General features: G+C 42.8%; 23 protein-coding genes. 10 read left to right on the forward strand and 13 right to left on the reverse strand.

Annotation, left to right across the window (positions count from 1 at the left end):
- Positions 1-56 precede the first annotated feature (56 nt).
- The 3 genes from F893_RS11940 (at position 57) to slyD (ending at position 3528) form a co-directional block, all read left to right on the forward strand.
- Positions 57-1370: a D-alanyl-D-alanine carboxypeptidase PBP6B gene (locus F893_RS11940; protein ID WP_005252286.1), complete on the forward strand. Its 1314-nt coding sequence runs from the start codon at positions 57-59 to the stop codon at positions 1368-1370.
- Positions 1371-1622: 252 nt separating this feature from the next.
- Entirely contained in the window at positions 1623-2909 is a 1287-nt protein-coding gene (locus tag F893_RS11945) for an NAD(P)/FAD-dependent oxidoreductase (RefSeq protein WP_004731561.1), read from the forward strand.
- A 136-nt stretch (positions 2910-3045) separates the two neighbouring features.
- Positions 3046-3528: a peptidylprolyl isomerase gene (slyD, locus tag F893_RS11950; RefSeq protein ID WP_004278960.1), complete on the forward strand. Its 483-nt coding sequence runs from the start codon at positions 3046-3048 to the stop codon at positions 3526-3528.
- A 166-nt stretch (positions 3529-3694) separates the two neighbouring features.
- On the opposite strand, the gene F893_RS11955 is transcribed toward slyD, so the two are convergent.
- From F893_RS11955 to F893_RS11975, 5 genes are all read right to left on the reverse strand, one after another.
- The gene (locus F893_RS11955; RefSeq protein ID WP_004645549.1) at positions 3695-4468 is read right to left on the reverse strand and encodes a M48 family metallopeptidase; all 774 of its coding nucleotides are present in this window, start codon (positions 4466-4468) and stop codon (positions 3695-3697) included.
- 112 nt (positions 4469-4580) lie between these two features.
- Positions 4581-4889 carry a hypothetical protein gene (locus F893_RS11960; protein ID WP_004731567.1) on the reverse strand — a complete coding sequence of 103 codons (309 nt, stop codon included), beginning with the start codon at positions 4887-4889 and terminating at the stop codon, positions 4581-4583.
- A gap of 160 nt (positions 4890-5049) precedes the next feature.
- Positions 5050-6369: an adenylosuccinate synthase gene (locus F893_RS11965; RefSeq protein WP_004731569.1), complete on the reverse strand. Its 1320-nt coding sequence runs from the start codon at positions 6367-6369 to the stop codon at positions 5050-5052.
- 70 nt (positions 6370-6439) lie between these two features.
- The gene (locus F893_RS11970; protein WP_004278964.1) at positions 6440-7606 is read right to left on the reverse strand and encodes an ATP phosphoribosyltransferase regulatory subunit; all 1167 of its coding nucleotides are present in this window, start codon (positions 7604-7606) and stop codon (positions 6440-6442) included.
- Between the two features lie 206 nt (positions 7607-7812).
- The gene (locus F893_RS11975) at positions 7813-8268 is read right to left on the reverse strand and encodes an Lrp/AsnC family transcriptional regulator (protein WP_004645552.1); all 456 of its coding nucleotides are present in this window, start codon (positions 8266-8268) and stop codon (positions 7813-7815) included.
- Between the two features lie 147 nt (positions 8269-8415).
- Between F893_RS11975 and F893_RS11980 the strand changes: the two genes are divergently transcribed.
- Together F893_RS11980 and F893_RS11985 are read left to right on the forward strand one after the other, a co-directional pair.
- Positions 8416-9165, forward strand: coding sequence for an AzlC family ABC transporter permease (locus F893_RS11980; protein ID WP_004731572.1), 750 nt, complete (start codon positions 8416-8418; stop codon positions 9163-9165).
- The gene (locus F893_RS11985) at positions 9162-9461 is read left to right on the forward strand and encodes an AzlD family protein (protein ID WP_004731575.1); all 300 of its coding nucleotides are present in this window, start codon (positions 9162-9164) and stop codon (positions 9459-9461) included. The genes F893_RS11980 and F893_RS11985 overlap by 4 nt, the downstream gene beginning before the upstream one ends.
- Before the next feature lie 45 nt (positions 9462-9506).
- Here the strand turns inward: F893_RS11985 and F893_RS11990 are convergent, their stop codons facing one another.
- Positions 9507-9803 (reverse strand): hypothetical protein, encoded by a 297-nt coding sequence (locus tag F893_RS11990; protein ID WP_004731577.1) that lies wholly within the window; start codon positions 9801-9803, stop codon positions 9507-9509.
- 192 nt (positions 9804-9995) lie between these two features.
- Complete coding sequence (locus F893_RS11995) at positions 9996-11018, reverse strand: type I glyceraldehyde-3-phosphate dehydrogenase (protein ID WP_004731578.1); 1023 nt, start codon at positions 11016-11018, stop codon at positions 9996-9998.
- A 388-nt stretch (positions 11019-11406) separates the two neighbouring features.
- On the opposite strand from F893_RS11995, the gene alaS reads away from it, so the two are divergent.
- The 3 genes from alaS (at position 11407) to csrA (ending at position 15950) form a co-directional block, all read left to right on the forward strand.
- On the forward strand, positions 11407-14100 hold the full coding sequence (gene alaS, locus F893_RS12000; protein WP_171064271.1) for an alanine--tRNA ligase: 2694 nt from the start codon (positions 11407-11409) through the stop codon (positions 14098-14100).
- 64 nt (positions 14101-14164) lie between these two features.
- Complete coding sequence (locus tag F893_RS12005) at positions 14165-15445, forward strand: aspartate kinase (RefSeq protein ID WP_004278971.1); 1281 nt, start codon at positions 14165-14167, stop codon at positions 15443-15445.
- A gap of 250 nt (positions 15446-15695) precedes the next feature.
- Complete coding sequence (csrA, locus tag F893_RS12010; RefSeq protein ID WP_004278972.1) at positions 15696-15950, forward strand: carbon storage regulator CsrA; 255 nt, start codon at positions 15696-15698, stop codon at positions 15948-15950.
- Between the two features lie 95 nt (positions 15951-16045).
- Here csrA and rnhB read toward each other — a convergent pair whose 3' ends face one another.
- Both rnhB and F893_RS12020 read right to left on the reverse strand, forming a co-directional pair.
- Complete coding sequence (gene rnhB, locus F893_RS12015) at positions 16046-16633, reverse strand: ribonuclease HII (protein ID WP_004731583.1); 588 nt, start codon at positions 16631-16633, stop codon at positions 16046-16048.
- A gap of 59 nt (positions 16634-16692) precedes the next feature.
- On the reverse strand, positions 16693-17064 hold the full coding sequence (locus tag F893_RS12020; RefSeq protein WP_004731585.1) for a hypothetical protein: 372 nt from the start codon (positions 17062-17064) through the stop codon (positions 16693-16695).
- A gap of 217 nt (positions 17065-17281) precedes the next feature.
- Here F893_RS12020 and F893_RS12025 point away from each other — a divergent pair, with 217 nt between their 5' ends.
- A complete protein-coding gene (locus F893_RS12025; RefSeq protein WP_005252288.1) occupies positions 17282-17845 on the forward strand; it encodes a cytochrome b in 564 nt (187 codons plus the stop codon).
- A 43-nt stretch (positions 17846-17888) separates the two neighbouring features.
- Here the strand turns inward: F893_RS12025 and F893_RS12030 are convergent, their stop codons facing one another.
- From F893_RS12030 to yaaA, 4 genes are all read right to left on the reverse strand, one after another.
- On the reverse strand, positions 17889-18242 hold the full coding sequence (locus tag F893_RS12030; protein WP_004645560.1) for a hypothetical protein: 354 nt from the start codon (positions 18240-18242) through the stop codon (positions 17889-17891).
- Positions 18243-18287: 45 nt separating this feature from the next.
- A complete protein-coding gene (locus tag F893_RS12035; protein WP_004731590.1) occupies positions 18288-19289 on the reverse strand; it encodes an adenosine deaminase in 1002 nt (333 codons plus the stop codon).
- A gap of 76 nt (positions 19290-19365) precedes the next feature.
- Entirely contained in the window at positions 19366-20688 is a 1323-nt protein-coding gene (locus F893_RS12040; protein WP_004645563.1) for an NCS2 family permease, read from the reverse strand.
- A gap of 1180 nt (positions 20689-21868) precedes the next feature.
- The gene (gene yaaA / locus F893_RS12045; protein WP_004731592.1) at positions 21869-22651 is read right to left on the reverse strand and encodes a peroxide stress protein YaaA; all 783 of its coding nucleotides are present in this window, start codon (positions 22649-22651) and stop codon (positions 21869-21871) included.
- Between the two features lie 123 nt (positions 22652-22774).
- On the opposite strand from yaaA, the gene F893_RS12050 reads away from it, so the two are divergent.
- Positions 22775-23407: an alpha/beta hydrolase gene (locus tag F893_RS12050; RefSeq protein ID WP_004645565.1), complete on the forward strand. Its 633-nt coding sequence runs from the start codon at positions 22775-22777 to the stop codon at positions 23405-23407.
- Positions 23408-23415: the final 8 nt, after the last annotated feature.

Raw genomic sequence — 23415 nt, forward strand, 5'->3', positions numbered from 1 at the left:
ATAGCATGCGTGAAAATTAAATCGTTCAACACCCGCCGGGTTATCAAGGAACACCATTGAAATACATCATCTCACTGATTGCGGTTTTCAGTTTATTTATTTCTGCATTTTCACATGCTGCCCTACTCAATATTGTGCCTGAAAGCGTTGAAGCTGAAGCCTGGACCATTCTGGATTCACAGTCTGGTCAAGTCATTGCAGAGCACAATGCCGACGTTCAGCGTGCTCCGGCTTCGCTGACCAAAATGATGGTGGCTTATATTGCCTTAAAGGAAATTGAGGCCGGAAAATTAGATAAAAATGAAGTTTTAACCGCGACCTCTGTGGTGAAAACTGTGATGTGGGATGAGTCACAAATGTACCTGAAAGAAGGTGATCAGATTTCAGTCGATCAGCTTCTGGCGGGCTTAATTATCATGTCTGCTAATGATGCCGCAGTCACGCTGGCTGAGAAAATTTCGGGTGGTATTCCGCAGTTTGTTGAACGTATGAATCAGGAAGCCAAAGCGCTGGGCATGCAGCATACCAATTTCCAGAATCCGGCCGGCATTACCATGCCTGAGCATTATTCGACTGCCGCCGATTTGGCCAGACTGTCTATGGCGGTGGTGAATGAAACTCCGGATTATCTGTATTATTCCAAGCAGCCAAGCTTTACCTACAATCAGCATTTTCATCGTGCGACCAACCGTGTGCTTCAGGTCGATCCAACCGTAGATGGCTTAAAAACCGGTTTTACCCGTGCGGCAGGCTACAATCTGGCGCTGACGGCCAATCGTGTCACAGCAGATTTTGAAATGCCAAATCGCCGTCTGATTGTGGTGGTGCTGGGTACTAAAAGTGCCGCAAAACGCGCTGATGTATCACATAAGCTGATGAATCTCGCTTATACCTATACCCGCAATGAAGTAGCGATCAAAGATCAACAGCTACTGGCTGAATTGCCTGTGATCAAATCCACCTTAAAAATGTTTAAGGTGCAAACCAAGCAACCGCAGATCATTACCACTTCTTTATATGATCAGGGCTACAGTATTGACCTGAACCAGTTTGATCAAACCCAACAGCGTGTCATGCTGAATACAGGTGATGGCGTTTTAAAAAGTATCGAGCCTTTACAGGAAACTCAGACTCATATCAATGTTGAAGTGAAAGCATCTGAACTCATTGCACCTTTGGCGACCATGATGCCTTTGGCGACTATTCAGGTTTATCAGAATAATCAGTTGATTCGTACCATTCAGATTGAGGATCATGTCGAAATTGAAGAAGCCAACCTGTTTCAGAAATTCTTTACTTGGCTACAAGGCTTATTTAGTTTGTTTTCAGACAATACGCCAAGCGTAAAGCTTTATCCTTTAGATAGATAATAGCGCTAAATCTCAAGTAATTTCCCTTTAAGCTAGAAGATCTACTCGCTGATCTTCTAGCAGATTTCCCGCCTATTAATCTCACCCTCCCATTGCTTTCTCAAAGCAGCAACACTTACCTGCCCTCACAGAATTGCTACGTTTTGTAATGTGTATAACAATTTTAACCAAGACGCGATCTGGCCCATGCCATAGTATATTTTCTCTCTATTTCTCTTATTTTTATTAAAAAAATAAACAGGTTAATCATATATGACAGCACATAAAATCGTGATTGTGGGTGGTGGTGCCGGTGGTCTGGAACTGGCAACTCAGCTGGGTGAGAGCTTGGGTAAAAGCGGCAAAGCGCAGATTGTTTTAGTCGATCAAAAACTGACGCATATCTGGAAACCGCTGCTGCATGAAGTTGCCGCAGGCACCTTAAATCCACATGAAGAAGAAACTAATTATTTTGCCCATTCAGCCGCACATCATTATGAATTTGTCTTGGGGACATTTACCGGTCTGGATCGTGAAGCGAAACAGATTGTGGTAGAAACAGAATATTTCTCCAAAAAAGCCCAAGCCAAGAAGAACCAGCGCATCGACTATGACACCCTGGTACTGGCCTTGGGTTCTACCTCGAATGACTTTAATACCGAAGGCGTCAAACAGTTCTGTCATTTTCTCGACAGCCGTCCACAAGCTGATATCTTTCAGCAGGATCTGTTGCATCTCTACTTGAATGCTCAACATGAAGCTTCGAGCCGTGAACTGAATATCGCGATTATTGGCGCCGGTGCGACTGGAGTAGAATTGGCTGCCGAGTTGGTGGAGGCCAAACACAATTTCTTTAAATATGGCTTAAACAAGGTCGATCCAAATAAAGTCAAAATTACCTTAATTGAAGCGGCGGATCGTATTTTGACTGCGCTCTCGCCGAAAGTTGCTGAACATACCATGCAACAGCTGGAAAAATTCGGTATTGAAGTCCTTACCAGTCATCGTGTGGCCAAGGTAGATGAAGACAAAATTTATTTTGCAGATGGCTCAAGTCTGGATGCCGAGATTAAAGTCTGGGCCGCAGGCATCAAAGCACCTGAAGTTTTGGCACAACTGCAAGACATGGAAAAAGACCATATTCACCGCTTGAAAGTCTATTCCACCCTGCAAACCAAATCTGATCCAGACATTTTTGCTTTTGGTGATTGTGCTCACTGCCAGCCTGCAGCAGATGAACCGGTCTTGGGTCCACGCGCACAAGTGGCTAGCCAGCAGGCCAATTTCCTGGCCAATGCCTTGAAAGCACGTATCAATGAGGAAAGCTATTTACCGATGTTTAAATTTTCTGACAAAGGTTCACTGATTTCCTTAAGCCAGAATAAAGCCGTCGGCGAGTTGCTCGGTCAGGTCAATGTGCAAGGCTTTGTCGCCAAATCGATGTATGTGTCCTTGTACCGGATTCATCAGGCGACCATTCATGGTTATGCGCATGCGGGCATTCTTACCGCAAAAGATTTTGTTACACGAAAAATTTCTCCAAAGCTGAAATTGCATTGAAATTCCAGAATTTGGCCCAATCAATGAAAAAATCGTCAACAAAATTGTCAAATTGCGTTTTTTTGCTAATTTTAGTCTACAAAAATGCAATTTCACTTTATGATGTACTCTTAAAAAATTGAATGGATCAATTAACATGACTGCTATTGCAAATAACCTCGTGGTTTCTTTCCACTACACATTGACTAACGCAGAGGGTGAAACTCTCGACCAATCTCAAGGTGAACCACTTGCCTATTTGCACGGTGCAGGTAACATCATCCCAGGTTTAGAAAATGCGTTAGAAGGCAAAACTGTAGGTGAAAAATTCACTGTAAATGTTCCTGCTGCTGAAGGTTATGGCGAATACAACCCGGACCTAGTTCAAGAAGTTCCTGCGCAAATGTTCCAAGGCGTAGACAACATTCAAGCAGGTATGCAGTTCCAAGCTCAAACTGATGACGGCGTGCAAATCGTAACTGTTAAAGCAGTTGAAGGCGACAATGTTGTTGTTGATGCTAACTTCCCACTTGCTGGTCAAGACCTGACTTTTGAAGTTGAAATCGTATCTGTTCGTGAAGCTTCTCAAGAAGAATTAGATCACGGCCACGTACACGGTGTAGGCGGTCACCAGCACTAAGATCTTCTGATCTTGAGTGAAAAAAGGCAAAGTCAGACTTTGCCTTTTTTATTGCCTGAAAATAGCCCGCAGAATATTAACCATCCAATTAGCTATAAAAAAAGCAGAGCCATTGCCCTGCCTTTTCAATCCGATCAAGATCTCCTTTTACAGGATGATCAGTGGATTATTTTTTTTGGTTATAAATCTGCATCGCTGCTGGCAACTGTTGACGCATTTGCCCAATACGCTGGCTATTCGATGGATGCGTAGACAGGAAGGTTGCACCACTGCCGCCACCAAGTTTGTTCATTTTTTCCCACAGGGTAATGGCTGCATTCGGGTTATAACCTGCGCGCGCCATCAGCATTAAACCGCCTTGGTCAGCACGGCTTTCCAGATTACGCGAGTATGGCAAGCCAATCCCGATCTGACTACCCAATTGTGCGGCTGCAGCACCACCTTGACCCACACCTGCTGCATTTAAGCCAATACCCAAGGCCAGATCAGTCAGGGCCTGAGCACCGATTTTCTGCTTAGAATGCTCTTCTAAAGCATGCACCATTTCATGACCCATAATCGCTGCAATTTCAGCATCGGTCAGATTCAGTTTATTCACGATACCCGTATAGAATACAACCTTACCACCTGGCGCAACAAAGGCGTTAACCTGGTCAGATTTGAGCACAGCCAATTGCCACTGGAATGCCGTACCGGTTTGATTCATCTGGTTAGCAACCGGTTTCAAACGGTTAAATACATTATTAATCCGTTTATAGGTCGCTGAACTGGTATCCAGTTGACCTTTGTTTTTCGCATCATTGACCATGGCATTATAGCTTTGGCTCGCAGATGCATTTAAGGTCGCAGTATCTGCCCCTGCCATATCGGCAATGGTGGTACAACCTGATAATGTGACGACTGTAGCAGCCGCCATACTCAATAAAAGTTTATTCTTCATTATAATTTACTCCGCCTTGGCTCAAGGGCAATTTACATTGTAAAAATTATAAGTGAAAGCGCGCAGCAGCTAAACGCTTAATTCATTCATCTTCTTATAAATTATGTAATTTTTAAGCCAAATACTGTATCGCCAACCAATAAATCAGACAAATAATATTGAGACCCAAATAAATCTGACTCAGTGGTTTTATTTTCTGTTCAAGTATTTCATCTTTACGTTTGAAATATAAAAAAGCATTTTGCAATAAAATAATAGGCACTAAAACACAGGCAATAATGACACTCAGACCAATCAGTGCCGCATAAATCACCTCGGGATTTTGGGTTTGCGCACGAATAATCATCATGGCAATTGTTGGCGCCCCGCCCATCGCGAATAACAATGAATAAAACATGGTCGCCGATATATTTTTTTGCATCCTGCTGCTCATTTTTCTTTCTTTATATACCGCTATGTTAAAGCACATCACGTGGTATTACCGATGCAACTTTAGTCTTGAAATACCTGCATAAATTCAGCATATAAAAAAACCCATCCGGAGATGGGTTTTTATCATTTAAGCTTTAATCAAATCAAGATTAAGCATCAAACGGGTGGCGAAGAACAATCGTTTCTTCACGGTCTGGACCTGTTGAAATGATGTCGATTGGACATTCAATCAATTGCTCAAGACGTTTTACATAGTTCAATGCAGCTTGTGGCAACTGATCCAGTGATTTCGCACCGAAAGTTGACTCAGACCAGCCTGGCATAGTCTCGTAAATCGGTTTTAAAGTTTCGAATGCAAGCGCATCAGAAGAACCGACACAACCAGAATCTGCAGCTTCATAACCCACACAGATTTTCACTTCTTCCAAACCGTCAAGAACATCAAGTTTAGTCAGGCAAATACCAGAAAGTGAGTTTACGTCAACTGAACGGCGTAGAATTTCAGCATCGAACCAGCCACAACGACGTTGACGGCCAGTAGAGGCACCAAATTCATTACCAATCGTACCGAGGTGTTTACCAATCGCATCACCCGTGTCATTTGCAGCGTCATACACCAACTCAGTTGGGAATGGACCTGCACCTACACGCGTTGTGTACGCTTTAGTAATACCCAGTACATAGTCAAGGTGCAAAGGACCCAGACCTGAACCAGAGCTTACGCCACCAGCAGTGGTATTCGAAGAAGTCACATACGGATATGTACCGTGATCAACGTCAAGAAGTGAACCTTGCGCGCCTTCGAACATGATGTTGTCACCGTTTTTACGGTAGTTGTGCAATTCAGTGGTCACGTCCACAATCAGTGGGGCAACAACTTTACGCCATTCGTCGCACAGTGCCAGCACGTCTTCCAGTTTAACTGCTTCAACACCGTAGTATTCAGTCAGCTGGAAGTTATGGTAGTCCAGAAGTTCAGTCAGCTGAGCAGTAAGATGTTCACCACCACGTACCAGGTCAGCAACACGTACTGCACGACGCGCTACTTTGTCTTCGTATGCAGGACCGATACCACGACCTGTCGTACCAATCTTCGCATTACCACGTTTTTTCTCACGCGCCTGATCAAGTGCGATGTGGTTCGGAAGAATCAATGGACAGTTAGGAGAAATGCGTAAACGTTCTTTAACAGGAACGCCTTCTTTTTCAAGAATGTCCATCTCTTTGATGAGCGCTTCAGGAGAAAGAACAACACCGTTACCAATTAAGCACAATACGTTTTCACGTAAAATACCTGATGGAATGAGGTGTAAGACAGTTTTCTTACCACCAACCACAAGAGTGTGACCTGCGTTATGTCCGCCTTGATAACGAACTACCGCTGCCGCTTGATCTGTGAGCAGGTCGACGATTTTACCTTTACCTTCGTCGCCCCATTGGGTACCAAGTACCACAACATTCTTGCCCATAATAGCCTCATTACATCATGCTGTTAAAGTTGAAAGCCCCGCTCAGCGACATGAACACTGAGCCAAGCAGTTAAATCGTTTTGACTGTCCACTCACCATTCGCATTCACCAGCTGGTGCGTCGCATATGGAATCGAGTTTAAATCATCATTACCCAGTAACTGAATTACACTTAAGCCTTGTGCGCGAATGTTCTGAATCGCATTCAGAAGTTCTGCATCAGTGCCTTTAGGCGCAACCACGACCTGTACCGCGTCAAACTGACCTGCGCTTAAAGCATATAAGTCACAAGAGAAACCGGTTGCCGGACGCGCGCGGCCAAAATGTTCACCAATGCCATCATAACGGCCACCTTGTGCCAGTGCAGCTGCACGGTTCGGTGCATAGACTGCATACATCAGGCCAGTATGATAATGGTATGAACGTAATTCAACCACATCAATACCAATACTCAAGTTTGGCCAACGGGTTTGAACTTCATCTTTGGTGGTTTGCAAGACATTAAAAGCCTGAGTGAATGCTGGATTTGCCAACACTTCAGCACTTAAATGCGCTTGTAATGCATCCAGGTCGCTGGCATAGCGTCCAAGTGCATAGAAATCTTGACCAAATTTGAGGTCTGCCGTGAATTCTTCTAATTCTGGCAAAGCCTTACGCTGGTATAAATCAGATAATTGCTGTTCAGCGACTTTGTTCAAGCCTGCCTGAGCCACCAGACTACGGAATAAACCTACATGACCTAAGTCCAGATGGATGCCATCTGCCAGACCTGTCTCCTGAATCAGACTGATCATCAAGTCGACCATTTCCACATCGGCATCGATGCTGTCTGAACCAAATAGCTCCGCACCTAACTGTAGTGGCGCGCGCGAGGTATTAAAACCGCGAGGCTTGGTATGCAGAACGGTTCCTGCATAGCAGTAACGGGCCACACCTTCCACTGGATGTACATGCGCATCAATACGAGCCACTTGTGGTGTCATATCGGCACGCACACCAAGCAAACGACCAGAAAGCTGATCGATTACTTTAAAAGTGGCTAAGTCTAAATCTTGATTCGATTCTGAGAGAGAAGATAGAGATTCGATGTATTCAATGAATGGCGTGTACACCAGCTGATAACCTCGAGATGCAAGGAAATCCAGTGATTTACGGCGCAGACTTTCAATAACTTGCGCTTGTTCTGGTAATACATCAGCTACACCATCAGGTAATAACCATGTCTCTGAAATGGGCATGTTGTAAACCTAAATTCTTGTCAGCGCGGAACGAATCCGCATAAAAAAATCGGGAGCACACCCGATTTCTCCTAGTCTAGCACGATAGTTTTGGCTGTGCATCGCAAATTTTATAATTTTCGCTACCTGATGAAATCAACAACAATTGTGTCAACTATCAGCATTTTAATGCACATTTAAAACAAATAGCATGAAAAAATCCGGCATTAAACCAAAGGCAATGCAGTGGTACTTTTGACCGTTTGCAATGGAATTTCAGTTTTTACACTTTGAATGCAGGGAATTTGGGTTAAATGATGAATCTGAAATTTACGATAGGCATCCAGATCAGCCACTACAATTCTTAAAAAGAAATCACAATCGCCCGCCATTAGCTGGCACTCGACGACTTCTGGCATTTCCTTGATCGCTTCGACAAATTGGTCGACCACGGCAGCTTCTTGAGACTTGAGCCAGACGCGTGCAAAGACACTCATCGCCAAATTGACCTTTTGCGGATTCAGCAGCGCGACATATTGCTCAATCACACCATCATCTTCCAGCTGTTTTACCCGTCTTAAACAGGGTGATGGCGACAAGCCAATCAGTTGAGCCAGTTCATTATTTTGCAGTTTTCCATTCTTTTGCAGCTCATGCAGAATGCGTTTATCTATTTGATCCATATCTATGCTTTGGCATTTAAAACCTCTTAAACTTAATTTAGCGCAATTTAATTTCAAATAAAACTCAAACCTCTTTCACTACAACAGCAAATAGCCTGAATATCGCCATAAAATATGGTTTAGTTTTGCAGTACCCAGGTCATTTCCATGCTTTTGTTCAGACAAAGCACCGCAGCAATAGTTGCCCCTACCGATTTCAGTGAATTTCAACGTGGCATGAAAGATTCTATTCCCATGCTTTTAGGGATTATCCCCTTTGCGCTGGTGTTGGGTGCGACGGCAGTACAGAAGAATTTCAGCTTGCTCGAAGTGCCTTTACTGACAGGATTAAACTTTGCCGGCGGTTCTGAATTTGCCATTCTGGAAGTCTGGAGCAGTCCACCAAATTTACTCATGCTGATGTTCATTACCTTTCTGGTAAATAGCCGGCATCTGTTGATGGGCGCCAGTTTGGTGCCATATTTAAAGCATCTTCCGAATCGTAAAGTTTTTCCGGCGCTGTTTTTTATGGTCGATGAAAGCTGGGCACTCGGTCTGGCTGATGCACAAAGGAAACAGGCGCAACTGGGTTATCGTGCTGCGTTTAGCATGCCTTATTATGCCGGCCTGTGTTTTTGCCTGTACTTGATGTGGGTCGGATTTACCACACTCGGGGCCATGCTTGGACCTGTATTAGGCGACATCAACCGTTTTGGTTTTGATATGGCCTTTCCTGCTGTATTTCTGGTGTTACTAAGAAGTATGTGGAAAGGTTTTGAGGCTGCCCGGCCATGGCTGGTCAGTTTAGTCTGTGCGGCTTTGGCTTATTTATATTTACCTGCGGGCTGGTATGTGCCGATTGGCGCCTTGTCTGGAATCACTTCGGCATTTTTCCTGATTCAAGAGGATCAAGCATGATCCAGATAAATACCTTGGTGGCCATTATTCTGATTGCTGTGACCACCTATTTAACCCGGCTCTTGGGCTATGTCTTATTAAAAAATAAAACGCTGACACAGCGCCAGCGAAAAATTCTGGAAGTAGTTCCCGGCTGCGTGCTGATTTCAGTGATTGCGCCTTATTTTGTACGCGACCATCCGGCAGACCTGATTGCCTTGGCTTTAACACTGTTCGCCGCTACGCGTTTTGGATTATTACCAACAGTCGCCATCAGTATGGTTTCTGCCGCAGTTTTAAGAATTTTAATCGTCTAATACTTAAACAACACCCCTTTAAATGTATCTCTAAAGGGTTTTTGTTTATTTCTGTGGATCAACCACTTTGGTCAGTAAACTGACCAATTCTGCATTTTGCAATTCGACCTGCTGAAGTTTGGCTGTGGTCTGATCCAGTACTTCCTGCTGCACATGCATTTTTTTGGCTAGATCCTGCATGATTTCCAAAGTCTTTTTTAAATTTTCTTCCAGATGCATGATTTTTTCTTCGACTGGTACGCCTTCCATGATACGCGGTTCATCACTCTGATTAAACTGTAGCCAGATCAGAAAAATCACCGCCAAAGTCAGCAGTATAATAAATCCCCAAACTACCATCATGTGCTTGCTCTTATTTCATTTTATTGTCTTTATCTTAACGAAAAATGCTGCGGATAACGTAAATAATTCAGCCTCGATTCCTGATTTTCGATCAATTACCGGCAAATTCTCTTAAAACATGGCTTGTAGAATATTTACAGGCAAGAAAAAAGCACCGTATCTTGGTGCTTTTGAGGTTTAGATGACCCGAACTTAATGAAATGATTCACATAAATCCAGTAGACGGTTGGCATAGCCCCACTCGTTATCGTACCAGGCAAAGACTTTAGCTTGATGCCCGACCACCAGAGTCTGGGTCAAATCCACAATCAATGAATATGGGGAATGATTAAAATCACTCGATACCAATGGCTCATCCGTCACAGCCATGATTTCCGCAAAATCCTGCTGGGCAGCCTTGATCAACACTTCATTCAGCTTGTGATCGGTAATCGGTGACTGGGAGACAAAGGTCAAATCAATCGCGGCCACATTAATGGTCGGCACCCGAATCGAATAACCATCAATACGATCTTCCATTTTAGGCATGACGCGCTTTAAGGCACCCAGTGCGCTCGAAGTGGTTGGAATGATGTTATGTCCCGAGGCACGAGCACGACGCAAATCACGATGCGCATGATCCAGTACCGACTGATCCGCCGTGACAGCATGGATTTCAGTCATTAGGGCGCTACTGATCCCAAATGCATCATCGACAATTTTGACCAGTGGCACCAAAGCCTGCGTAGTACAAGAAACACTGGAAATGATCTGGTCCGATGCTTTGACTTCATGATGATTGATACCATAGACAATCGCGGCATCGACCGTATCAAAAGGCGCGGCACCGATAATCACACGTTTCGCTCCTGCCACAATATGCTGGGTCGCGGCTTCACGAGAACGGAACAGTCCGGTACATTCAAGTACTACATCTACTCCCAGGTTTTGCCAAGGCAACTTAGCCGGCTGCGACTCACACAAAACCTGTACTTTTAAAGCGGCATCCTGATAGCTGATATGCATATAGATATGTTCAGCATCATAGCTGAGATCCACCTGCCCCGGAAAACGGCCATGGGTCGAGTCATATTTAAATAGATGAATTAGGGTTTCAACATCGGCAATATCGTTAATGGCAACGATTTCAAAATTAAAATCTTTCGGGTTTTCAAACCATGCGCGCAGTACATTCCGTCCAATACGCCCAAATCCATTGATTGCCACTCGTTGCATGACTCGACCTTTTATATGCCTATTTTAAAACTCTTCTATGTTAAAGGATTTCTGGCGCCGTACATTAAAAACTTCAGTGAAAATACTGATTTTCGATTATTTTATTTCTGATACATTCGTCTGTATTCGAGCCATTTAAAATTCCGTTTATTTTTTAAAGAGATGGATATAGACGAATTCTACTGTGGGAAAATTCAATTTAATTATTCAGCGAAAAACCTGAGTAAATAAATCCTTCGCAATTGGTTTTAAAATGATTGGTGCATACTGCTTTTTCCGTTATAATTTGGCGTTTTAAATTTTTAAGCCCCGCATTGCAGCAGAGCTCTTGTATGCTTGTCAGACTGTGGTGTTTTAGCCAAATCGGAAATTATGGAGTGACTTGGTTGTGAGTACTCGTTTTATGACATCAGCTGAAATTCGTGAAGCATTTTTGCGTTACTTTGAATCGCAAGGGCATACACGTGTCGCGTCGAGTTCTCTAGTACCTGCCAATGACCCAACTTTGCTGTTCACCAATGCTGGTATGAACCAGTTTAAAGATTGCTTCTTAGGTCTAGAAAAACGCGATTATGTACGTGCAGTGTCATCACAAAAATGCGTGCGCGCAGGTGGTAAGCACAATGACCTGGACAATGTGGGTTATACAGCACGTCACCACACTTTCTTTGAAATGTTGGGTAACTTCTCCTTTGGTGATTACTTCAAACGTGATGCGATCAAATTTGCTTGGGACTTTTTGACTAACGAAGAATGGCTTGGTCTTCCTAAAGATAAACTCTATGCAACCGTTTACCACACCGATGATGAAGCCTTTGACATCTGGAACAAAGAAATCGGTCTAGATGCATCTCGCATCATCCGTATTGGTGACAACAAAGGCGGTCAATACGCATCTGATAATTTCTGGGCAATGGGTGACACCGGTCCTTGTGGTCCATGTTCTGAAATTTTCTTTGACCATGGCGATCACATTTGGGGTGGCCTACCGGGTTCTCCTGAAGAAGATGGCGACCGTTTCATTGAAATCTGGAATAACGTTTTCATGCAGTTCAACCGTACTGCTGATGGCGTGTTACACCCTCTTCCAGCGCCTTCTGTGGATACAGGGATGGGCTTGGAGCGTATTTCTGCAGTTTTACAGCACGTCAACTCAAACTACGAAATCGATTTATTCCAGCATTTACTTAAAGCTGCGGCTGAAATTATTGGTCTGGATACTACAGCGCTTGAAGCTGAAGCTGCTGAGAAAGGCACACCAGTTCAGTATCCTGCTTCATTGAAAGTCGTTGCTGACCATGCCCGTTCATGTTCATTCCTGATTGCTGATGGCGTAAATCCATCGAATGAAGGCCGTGGCTATGTATTGCGTCGTATTATCCGTCGTGCAGTACGTCATGGTAACAAGCTAGGTGCAACAGGTTCGTTCTTCCACAAAATGTTGCAGCCACTGATCGAAGTGATGGGCGAAGCTTATCCTGAACTTGCAGCCAACCAGGCACGTATCGAAGCGCAACTTCTGAAAGAAGAAGAGCAATTTGCTAAAACACTTGAGCAAGGTCTGAAATTGCTTGAAGGCGAATTGGCGCAGTTAAAAGGTTCTGTAATTCCGGGCGAAGTAGTATTTAAACTTTACGATACTTACGGTTTCCCGACTGACTTGACTGCTGACATCGCACGTGAACGTGACTTAACCATTGATGAAGCTGGTTTCGAAACTGAAATGGCTGCACAGCGTCAACGCGCACGTGATGCAGGCAAATTCGCAATCGACTATAATTCTGTTGTGAAAGTCGAAGGTGAAACTCAGTTTGAAGGTTACGATGCAACTGCGGGTCAAGGTCAAATCATCGCAATCTACAAAGATGGCGAGCAAGTTGACGAAGTGGTTGAAGGCGACGAAGCACTGATCGTACTTAACCAAACACCTTTCTACGCAGAAAGCGGTGGTCAAATCGGTGATACAGGACTCTTCAAAAACGATACTGGTATTTTCGAAGTTCAAGATACCAAGAAATCTGGTGGTGCATTTGTACACCAAGGCATCGTGACCATGGGTAGCTTAAAAGCAACCCAATCTGTTGAAGCGACTGTGAAAGCAGACATCCGTGCAGCAACTGCGCGCAACCACTCTGCGACTCACTTGTTACATGCTGCGCTGCGTCAAATTCTGGGCTCACATGTACAACAAAAGGGTTCATTGGTCGCATCTGATGTGTTACGTTTTGACTTTGCCAATGATCAACCGGTTAGCTTTGAACAGCTGCAAGAAATTGAACGTCTGGTCAATGCTGAAGTAATTGCCAATACGGCTGTTTCTACTGAACTGCTGGATATTGAATCTGCCAAAGCCAAAGGCGCGATGATGCTGTTTGGCGAGAAATACGGTGACGAAGTACGTGTACTGTCTATGGGTTCAGTGATTGAAGAGAAAAACTTCTCAATCGAACTTTGCGGTGGTATTCACGTAAAACGTACCGGTGATATCGGTCTGTTCAAAATCACCTCTGAAGGTGGTGTGGCAGCCGGTGTACGTCGTATTGAAGCAGTAACAGGCACTAAAGCAGTTGAAGTTGCGCAAAAAGCCGATCGCGATATCAATACGATTAACGGTTTGCTCAAAGCACAAAAAGACCAGACTTTAGAAAAAGTTGAAGCGTTGGTTGATACTGCATCGAGCTTGCAGAAACAGATCGAACAACTCAATCAAAAACTTGCTAGCCTGCAAGCCGGTGAACTTCTAAGCCAAGTTCAAAGCATTGCAGGTCGTGCAACCTTGATTACAACTGTTGAAAACATGGATGCGAAAGCACTTCGCAACCTGCACGACGGTGTGAAATCAAAATTAGAAAATGCAGTGATTGTTCTGGCAGGTGTAGAGGGTGACAAGGTGAGCTTGATCGCATCTGTGGCAAAAGACTTTACTGCTTCTATTAAAGCAGGTGACATCATCAAACATTTAGCGAATGAGCTAGGTGGTAAAGGTGGTGGTAAACCTGACTTGGCACAAGGTGGCGCGCCACTTAACGAGAAGTTTGCTCCAGTGATGGCAGATTTAACTGCCTGGCTTGCAGCAAAATAAAACTTCAATTTTGTGTAACTGACCCTGATAGGTACATCAGGGTCATGGCTTATATGGAACAACTATGGCATTAATCGTTCAAAAATATGGCGGTACCTCTATGGGTACTCCCGAGCGCATTTTAAATGTTGCTCGTCGTGTAAAGCGCTGGCATGACCACGGCCACAAGGTAGTGGTAGTGGTATCAGCAATGAGTGGCGAAACCAATCGTCTACTTGCTTTAGCGAAGGCCATTACCGAAACCCCTGACCCACGTGAACTAGACCAAATGGTATCTACGGGTGAACAGGTTACGATTTCTATGTTAGCAATGGCGCTGAACTCAATTGGAGTTGAAGCAAAATCACTAACAGGTCGCCAGGTTGGCATGAAAACCGACAGCTCATTCAATAAGGCACGTATCGAATCCATTGATACTGAAGTCCTGAACTCAAATCTGGATGCAGGCCGCGTACTTGTCGTTGCCGGTTTCCAGGGTTTTGATGAACATGGCAATACCACCACTTTAGGGCGTGGCGGTTCTGATACTTCAGGTGTTGCAATTGCTGCCGCACTCAAAGCAGATGAATGCCAAATTTATACCGACGTTGACGGTGTATATACCACCGATCCACGTGTTGCACCAAAAGCAAAAAAAGTTGATCGTATTTCATTTGAAGAAATGCTTGAGATGGCGTCACTCGGTTCTAAAGTCCTGCAAATTCGTTCAGTTGAATTTGCTGGTAAATATCAGGTGCCTTTACGCGTATTATCAAGCTTCGACAATGACAACGATGGCGCATTCGACGAAGAGTTTAAGCAAAACGTTGGTACACTTATTACGACTGAATTGGAAGACAACATGGAACAGCCAATTATCTCCGGTATCGCATTTAACCGTGACGAAGCAAAATTAACTATTTTAGGTGTGCCTGACGAACCGGGTATTGCTTCTAAAATTTTGTGCCCGATTGGTGATGCCAATGTTGAAGTGGATATGATTATCCAGAACGTTGAAGAAGATGGTACAACTGATTTCACTTTTACTGTGAACCGTGGCGAATTAAATAAAGCCAAAGCCATTCTTGAAGCAACTGCTCAAGAAATTGGTGCGCGTGAAGTTGCGACCCGTTCAGATATCGTAAAAGTATCAATTGTAGGTGTAGGCATGCGTTCACATGCCGGCGTGGCAAGCAAAATGTTCACAGCTTTGGCAGACGAAGGCATCAACATCCTGATGATCTCGACGTCTGAAATCAAGATTTCTGTGATCATTGAAGAAAATTATCTTGAACTTGCGGTTCGTTCATTGCATACCGCATTCGGTTTAGACCGTGAACAAGGCGAATCTAGCGCACGTGCTTAAGCGTTAAGACAGAATATTGTCATTGTTTGACAGTATTTTATAAAAGTCTACAAAAATGCAGAGCCACTATAGTTTTTTTTATAGTGGCTCTGTTATATTAAGCCTGAGGATTTTTAACCAGCTGAGATAGATTAAAATCTTTCACCCAGATGACAGAATTTCTATCCAGATCTTATTTTGTAATTTTTGGTTGTGCTTTTTGTTTTACATTCAATAGATTGCAGGTTTTGCATTTTGCAAGGAGAAAAACATGCTGATTCTGACTCGACGCGTCGGGGAAACTTTAATGATTGGTGATCAAGTCAGTGTGACTGTGCTTGGTGTAAAAGGTAACCAGGTTCGTATCGGGGTAAATGCTCCGAAAGAAGTCTCTGTGCACCGTGAAGAGATTTACCAGCGTATCCAGCATGAACGTGCAATGCATGAACATCTTCAACATATCGATCAAGATTACCAACCTTCTTATGAAGACGATAGCCAGACACAAAATAACTTTAACCGTTAATGTTTGTGCGAAGAATAAAGCGGCTTTTGAGCCGCTTTAAATTTGTCTAAATTTTATACAAAAATATTAAATACTTAGATAATTTAAAATAAAACTTAAAGTTCTGCACCCTGCTGTAATGCTGCAATCACCTTTTTTACCGGCCCAAAACTGCGACGATGCTCATCAATCACGCCATGTAAGGCAATCGCTTCAAAATGTGCCTTGGTCGGATAACCCTTGTGCTTGGCAAAGCCAAATTGCGGATGCTTCTGATCCATCTCGATCATCTGATGGTCACGGGTTACTTTCGCCAGAATACTGGCTGCTGAAATTTCAGCATGCAGTGCATCACCACCCACCACGGCATCACAGCTCATGCGAAGGCCTTGAGGGATTTTATTGCCATCGACTAGTACATGCTCTGGTTGAAATGGCAAAGCTTCTACAGCGCGACGCATGGCCAGCAAAGAAGCTTGCAAAATATTATGTTCATCAATCTCTGCCGCAGAAGCCTCAGCAATGGCCCATGCCAGCGCTTTTTCCTGAATCTCGATAAAAAGTTTTTCACGCTTCTTTTCAGTGAGTTTTTTAGAATCATTTAAACCCTCAATCGGGTTGTTCGGATCCAAAATAACTGCCGCAGCGACCACCGAACCCACTAATGGCCCACGCCCTGCTTCATCTACACCAGCAATCTTCATGTCTATTTTTCCATAAAAAATAGGCTGAACCAGTCAGCCTATTTCAATTTAATCTTGGCTTAGTTTACAGCTTCAGCTACACAAGCGTTAATGGTTTTTGCAACCACATTGCCGACAATCGTCGCACGTGCTGCCGGGTCAATTGCTGCAGTCGCCAAATCTACCGCTGTTACACTTTGTGGCGCTTTTTCACTGACACAGCCACAAATTTCAGTCTGGATATTCTGCTTTTGGGTCGTAGTCATTAGACGTGTAGCTGTTTGCCATGCTGGAATATTATTCAGCTCAGTCGTACATTTTGCATTGATCGCGATTTTAAGCGCAGCCCCACCCAGCTGTTGCGTTGTGGTTTGCGTTTCAGGGCTGCCTGTTGTTGCACAAGCCGATAAAACCAAAGTAAGTGGAGCAAGTGCAATCAATAATTTTTTCACAGATCTGTTCCTTGTTTATTCATATATGAAGCGTGTCGCTATTGTGCCGAAATTCACCTGAATAAGAAATCTATAAATCATCCTGAATGTTTAATCTGCACTCAGCCATTTCAATGGATGTTGCATGAAAGCCACCATAGCGTTGCAGATTTGGAATTGCTGAGTTGATTCGCCCTTTGCTAAGGTGCATCCATCTTTGAGGGCAATCGAAAATCACATGGAAAAAGTACAATATTACACGCGCACGGCACAATGGCTGCACTGGCTCATGGCGGTTATCTTTATTGCGGCATGGCTGATTGGTTTTTATAGTGGGAATTTTTTAAGTTATGAGGTCGATGGCAGCTTTAAAGGCGATGTCATTACCCTGCATAAAAATATCGCCACCACCATTATTTTCCTGTTGGTTGTGCGAATTTTCTGGCGTTATACCCACCCTGCCCCTGAACTACCGGACACTATGTCACCCCGGATGAAAACTTTGGCACATGCAGGTCATCTGGCTTTGTATTTTATGCTGATTGCCCTACCTGTCACCGGCTGTTTATATAGCTGGAGTCTGGGCTATCCAGCACCAGTGCTATATTTATTTAACCTGCCGGCACTGATTTCAGAAAATCCGGCTGTAACCGCGATCGTAAAACCCCTACATATCTGGCTTTCCTGGGCAGTTGGCTTACTTTTAGTTGGACATATTTTCGCAGCACTGAAACATCATTTTATCGATAAAGATCATGTACTCAACAGCATGACCCGACAATCCAAATCTTCTAAAAAATAATCTGCAAAACCACACTCAATCAGCTCTCATTGCAAAGCTGATTTTATTTTAAGAACTCGGTCATGCAGCCTTTCAGACTGTTTGCAATAGCCTGTTGCGTGAGTTTTGACTTTACTTCTTCATCCAGAGTCGCTTTCAGTAAAGTGCTTGCCGGAATATCCTTGAGTGCATGCTCACCTACACATGAACAGACATTCTGTTCAAGTTCAGCTTTATTTTTGTCCTGCATAAAATAGGTCGAGGCAGTCCAGAATTTAGATGCTTTCAATTCTTTTGCACATTGGTATTCAATCACGGGTTTTAAAGTACGCTGTGTCAAAGTCATATCCGCATTTGAGCAAGCAGATATCAACACGCTACTGATGAGCAGAATTATATTTTTCAATTTCATATCCATCTATAAAAACAAAGGCAGAGCGAACCCTGCCTTTTATTTAAAAACTTAAACCAGGGCACGGATCTGGTTGATCCATTGCTCTTTTTCAGTATCGGTAATAAAAGAGGCTTCAAATGAGTTAATGGCCAACTGCTTGAGTTCCTCATTGCTTAAATCCAGTGCTTCAGCAATGGCAATAAAATTGTCATTCATATAACCACCAAAATAAGATGGATCATCTGAATTGACTGTAACGTGCACGCCTTGTTGCAAGAGGCGACGGATATTATGCTGCTGCATATCATCCACGACGCAGAGTTTCAGGTTTGACAATGGGCAAACTGTCAGTGGCATCTTTTCTGCGATCAGGCGCTGCATTAACTCCGGATCTTCTTCCGAACGAACCCCATGATCAATACGATTCACTTTCAGCAAATCTAAAGCTTCCCAGACATAAGCTGCCGGACCTTCCTCACCTGCATGTGCTACAACCAAGAAACCTGCTTCACGCGCTTTAGCAAAGACACGTTCAAACTTTGAAGGTGGATGCCCGACTTCACTTGAATCCAGACCGACCGCAATAATCTGGTCTTTATAAGGTAAGGCCTGTTCCAGTGTTGCAAATGCAGCATCTTCACTTAAATGACGCAAGAAACACATAATCAGATGTGAACTGATACCAAGTTTAGTTTTGGCATCATCACAGGCTTTTTGCAAGCCGTTGATCACGGTTGAAAAAGCAACCCCACGATCGGTATGGGTTTGTGGATCAAAGAACATTTCAGTATGCACGACCCGGTCTTCAGCACATTTTTCAAAATACGCCCACGCCAGATCATAAAAATCCTGTTCATGAATTAATACAGCAGCGCCGGCATAATAAATATCCAGGAACGACTGAAGATTATGAAAGTTATAGGCCTGTTTAACTTCTTCAACAGATTTATACGGGATGGCAATTTTATTACGCTGAGCGATCGCAAACATTAGCTCAGGCTCAAAAGTGCCCTCAATATGAACATGAAGCTCGGCCTTTGGCAAAGCTCGAATCAACTCAAGACGGTTCATCGCTTCTCCTCATGAAACCTAAAATAATAAAAAAAGGGTGCAAACTGAGTTTACACCCTTTCCAAATCTAGAAAAATTAGCCGCCAAATAGTGCGAATTTAAGCGTCCATAGTACTGCAATAATCCAGACCATATACGGTACAGTTGATGCCTTACCGGTTAACAATTTGATCAGTGCATAGCTGATGAAGCCCATCGCAATACCATCAGCAATTGAATAGGTAAATGGCATAAATACAATGGTTAAAAATGCAGGAACTGCTTCTGTAATATCTTCCCAGTCAATATGCACGATACCTTGAATCATTAAGACACCGACAAATAACAGCGCTGGTGCTGTTGCAAAGCTTGGTACAGACTGTGCCAATGGTGCAAGGAACAAACAGGCAACAAACAGGATACCGACTACAACAGCAGTTAGACCTGTACGGCCACCGGCTGCTACGCCCGCAGAAGATTCAATGTATGGCGTAGTTGAAGATGTACCCAGCGCTGCACCTGCAACAATTGCAGAAGAGTCCGCAAAAAGTGCTTTTTTCAAACGCGGCAGTTTGCCATCTTTCAACAAGCCTGCACGGTGTGAAACACCTACGAGCGTACCGGTTGAGTCAAACAGATCAACCAGAAAGAAGACAAAAATCACGCCAATTAAACTGGCAGTGAACAGACCTTCAAAGCTCATTTGCATAAATGTGGGTGCAATCGATGGCACTGCGCCAACCACACCTTTAAATTCACTCAGACCCAATGCTGCTGAAATACCGGTTAACACCAAAATACTGATGATGATCGCACCACGCACTTTAAAGTGATGCATCACAACAACCAAAAGGAAACCAAATAATGCAAGCAAAACCGATGGTTGCTTTAAATCACCCAAACCTACCAACGTAGCGGGATTATCCACAATAAGGCCGGCATTTTTCAAAGCAATCAGCGCAAGGAATAAGCCAATACCACCACCGATGGCCAGTTTCAGCGACATTGGAATCGCATTGACAATGGCTTCACGGATTTTGAACATGCTGATCGCAATAAACACAAGACCGGAGATAAACACAGCCCCAAGTGCTGTTTGCCAAGGCACACCCATTCCCAAACATACGGAATAGGTAAAGAAGGCATTCAAGCCCATGCCTGGTGCAAGTGCAATTGGATAATTTGCAATCAAGCCCATGACTAAACAGCCAATCGCGGCTGCAAGACAGGTTGCTACAAAGACAGCCCCATGATCCATCCCCGTTTCGGACAAAATCATCGGATTGACAATAATGATGTAACACATCGTTAAGAATGTGGTCACACCAGCAAGAACTTCTGTACGGAAACTGGTTTTGTTTTCACTCAGTTTAAACAGACGTTCAAGCATACTTTCTGAAGATGGATTAGGAGTCGTCATGACCTAGCCCCTATTGAGTAAACTTAATGCTTTAAGCAAGCCGTCAAATAAATGAAACTTTATAAAAAAATTCATCAATTTTAAGGATGTGTTAGCAACGAATATGCCAGCATAGCCATTTGACGGGTTAAAATGTTGGAACAGCTTACAGCCCCAGGGCTATGCTATAAAAACCCAAAAAAATCTAAACAAAAAAGCTGCATAACCTTTATGCAGCTTTATTTTCTTGATTTAAATCAAATGCTTAACAAGATGAATTCTGTTTCATCCTGATCGTTGGCAAATTATAACACATTGATTTCTTATTGCTTATTTGATTTTACACTTTATTAGAAATTAATATATTCAAGATGAATATTTAAAAAATTTTATTATATTTATTATTGATTTAATTTTATTAATCCAGCCCAATTGGCGATAGGAAGATATATAGCCTACTTAATGTCGATGCCGATTGGATTCCAGCAATTTGCTTGAATCACGACCATCGTTCAAGACATGACGGATCTTTTCATACTTTCTGATTTCTGACTGTTTATGGACACAAAATCCTAATAAACTGATCATTAAGGCAAAAACAGGGATAGCATATATTTTCATTTTTATTATGCTGCTTTGTAACACTATGCAATTATGCTAACAAAAAACCTAACAAACTTGTGACATAGTTTACATTTAACCCGATAGAAGGCATTTATTTATCCTCTAAATATTAATTTTATGTCGTTTTATTTATTAATACTTAATTAATTTATAATTCTTTTTTTCAAAAAATCGATACTATTAAAAATTCTTTCAAATAAACAATAAATAATTGAATTTAATATATTTTTAAAAATCTCTAAAAGAAGTTTATTCAAAATTAAAATATATAGATAAATGAAATCTAACCTATTCAATAGAAGTTATTTCGATTTATTTTATCGGCCTTTTCCAAGAATACTCAACTTTAATTTTTAGGATAAAATGATCTAAATAAGGGAGATTTTGCGAGGGATTTCAAAGTGTTTAGCGACATTTTTTATTTTTAACTATCTTGAAGTTTTCATTATGCAGTTCATCCATACTTCACTCATCATAGAGGCAAATCGTTGAACACTAGTTAAGAACCTGATCATAATAAATACATCCCAGTATCCAACATATATATCCTCATGCTGGATACTGGGAATCATCTCATTTATGCACTCAGTTGTTCATCACGCTTAAACACCAGTTCTCCCTTGAGTGAACTGTCTGCATCAAAATAATAGCCATCGCTATTAAAAGCTTTCAGTTCTTCGACATGATCAATTTTATTTTCAATCATAAAACGTGCCATGAGGCCGCGTGCTTTTTTGGCATAGAAACTAATCACTTTATATTTGCCATTTTTCTGATCCAGAAATACCGGCTTGATAATGTCTGCCTGAATTTTGCGCTCGTTGACTGATTTGTAATATTCATCAGAAGCAATATTCACCAGAATTTCAGAATTTGCTGCGGTTAAATCCTGATTAATCAGATCAGTAATGTGATGAGCCCAGAACTCATATAGATTATGCCCACGGGAATTGGCTAACTTGGTTCCCATTTCCAGACGGTACGGCATCATTAGATCCAAAGGACGTAACAGTCCATATAATCCAGACAACATGCGTAAACGGTCTTGTGCATAGTGCAGATCTTCGTGCTTCAAACTATAGGCATCCAGTCCGGTATAGACATCACCCTTAAATGCAAAAATCGCCTGACGGGCATTGGCTAAATTAAAATCTGGCTGCCAGTCATTGAAACGTGCGGTATTTAAACTGGCAATTTTTTCACTGACACTCATTAAGCTGGAAATTTCTGTTGCAGAAAGTGTGCGACAAACTTTAATCAAGTCCTGTGAATGTTCTAATAATCTCGCTTGAGTAAATTGGTCAGTCGGTAATGGAGTATCGTAATCGAGAGTTTTGGCTGGAGAAATTAAAGCGAGCATGGCAACCTGGTCAAAAAATGATTAATCAAACTATATCAGTCTGCTTATTTTAATTCCAATTCATGTTTTTATTCACCATAATCGTTAAAATGCACGATTCTCCTGTTAATCATCGGTTTTTATATGCCCGAGCAAATTTTTCTTCAAGGGCCTGCTGGTCAGATTGAAGTTTTTGTGGATTATCCTCAGGGTGAAGTGAAAGGATTCGCGGTAGTTTGTCACCCCCATCCATTGCAAGGCGGTACACCACAACATAAGGTTCCGGTTTTACTGGCACAAATGTATCTGGAACGTGGCTGTATTGTGTATCGTCCAAGTTTCCGTGGTTCTGGTCAAAGTGAAGGTATACACGACGAGGGCTTCGGTGAAACGGATGATGTATTAGAAGTCATTCGGTTCGCTCGCAACCAGCATATTGCCCTGCCTTTTTATGCAGGTGGTTTTAGTTTTGGTGCGCATGTCATGGCAAAAAGCTATGCAGCCTTACCCGTAGAACTGCAACCAAAGCAAACCATTTTATGCGGTCTGCCAACTGCAACAGTGGCTGGTATTCGCCATTATGTTACGCCTGCAATTAAAGGCGACATCCTGTTCATTCATGGCGAAGCCGATGAAGTGACTTTGCTCTCAGATATGATTGAATGGGCAAAGCCACAACGCCATTTAGTGACCGTATTACCTGGTGCCAATCATTTTTTTACCGGATATTTAAAGCAATTGCGGATCGCAATGACCCGGTACTTAGCGCTTGGTTAAATAAAAAA

Origin of the sequence: Acinetobacter sp. CIP 102136 (genome assembly GCF_000369685.1) — a bacterium.
Classification (GTDB): domain Bacteria; phylum Pseudomonadota; class Gammaproteobacteria; order Pseudomonadales; family Moraxellaceae; genus Acinetobacter; species Acinetobacter fasciculus.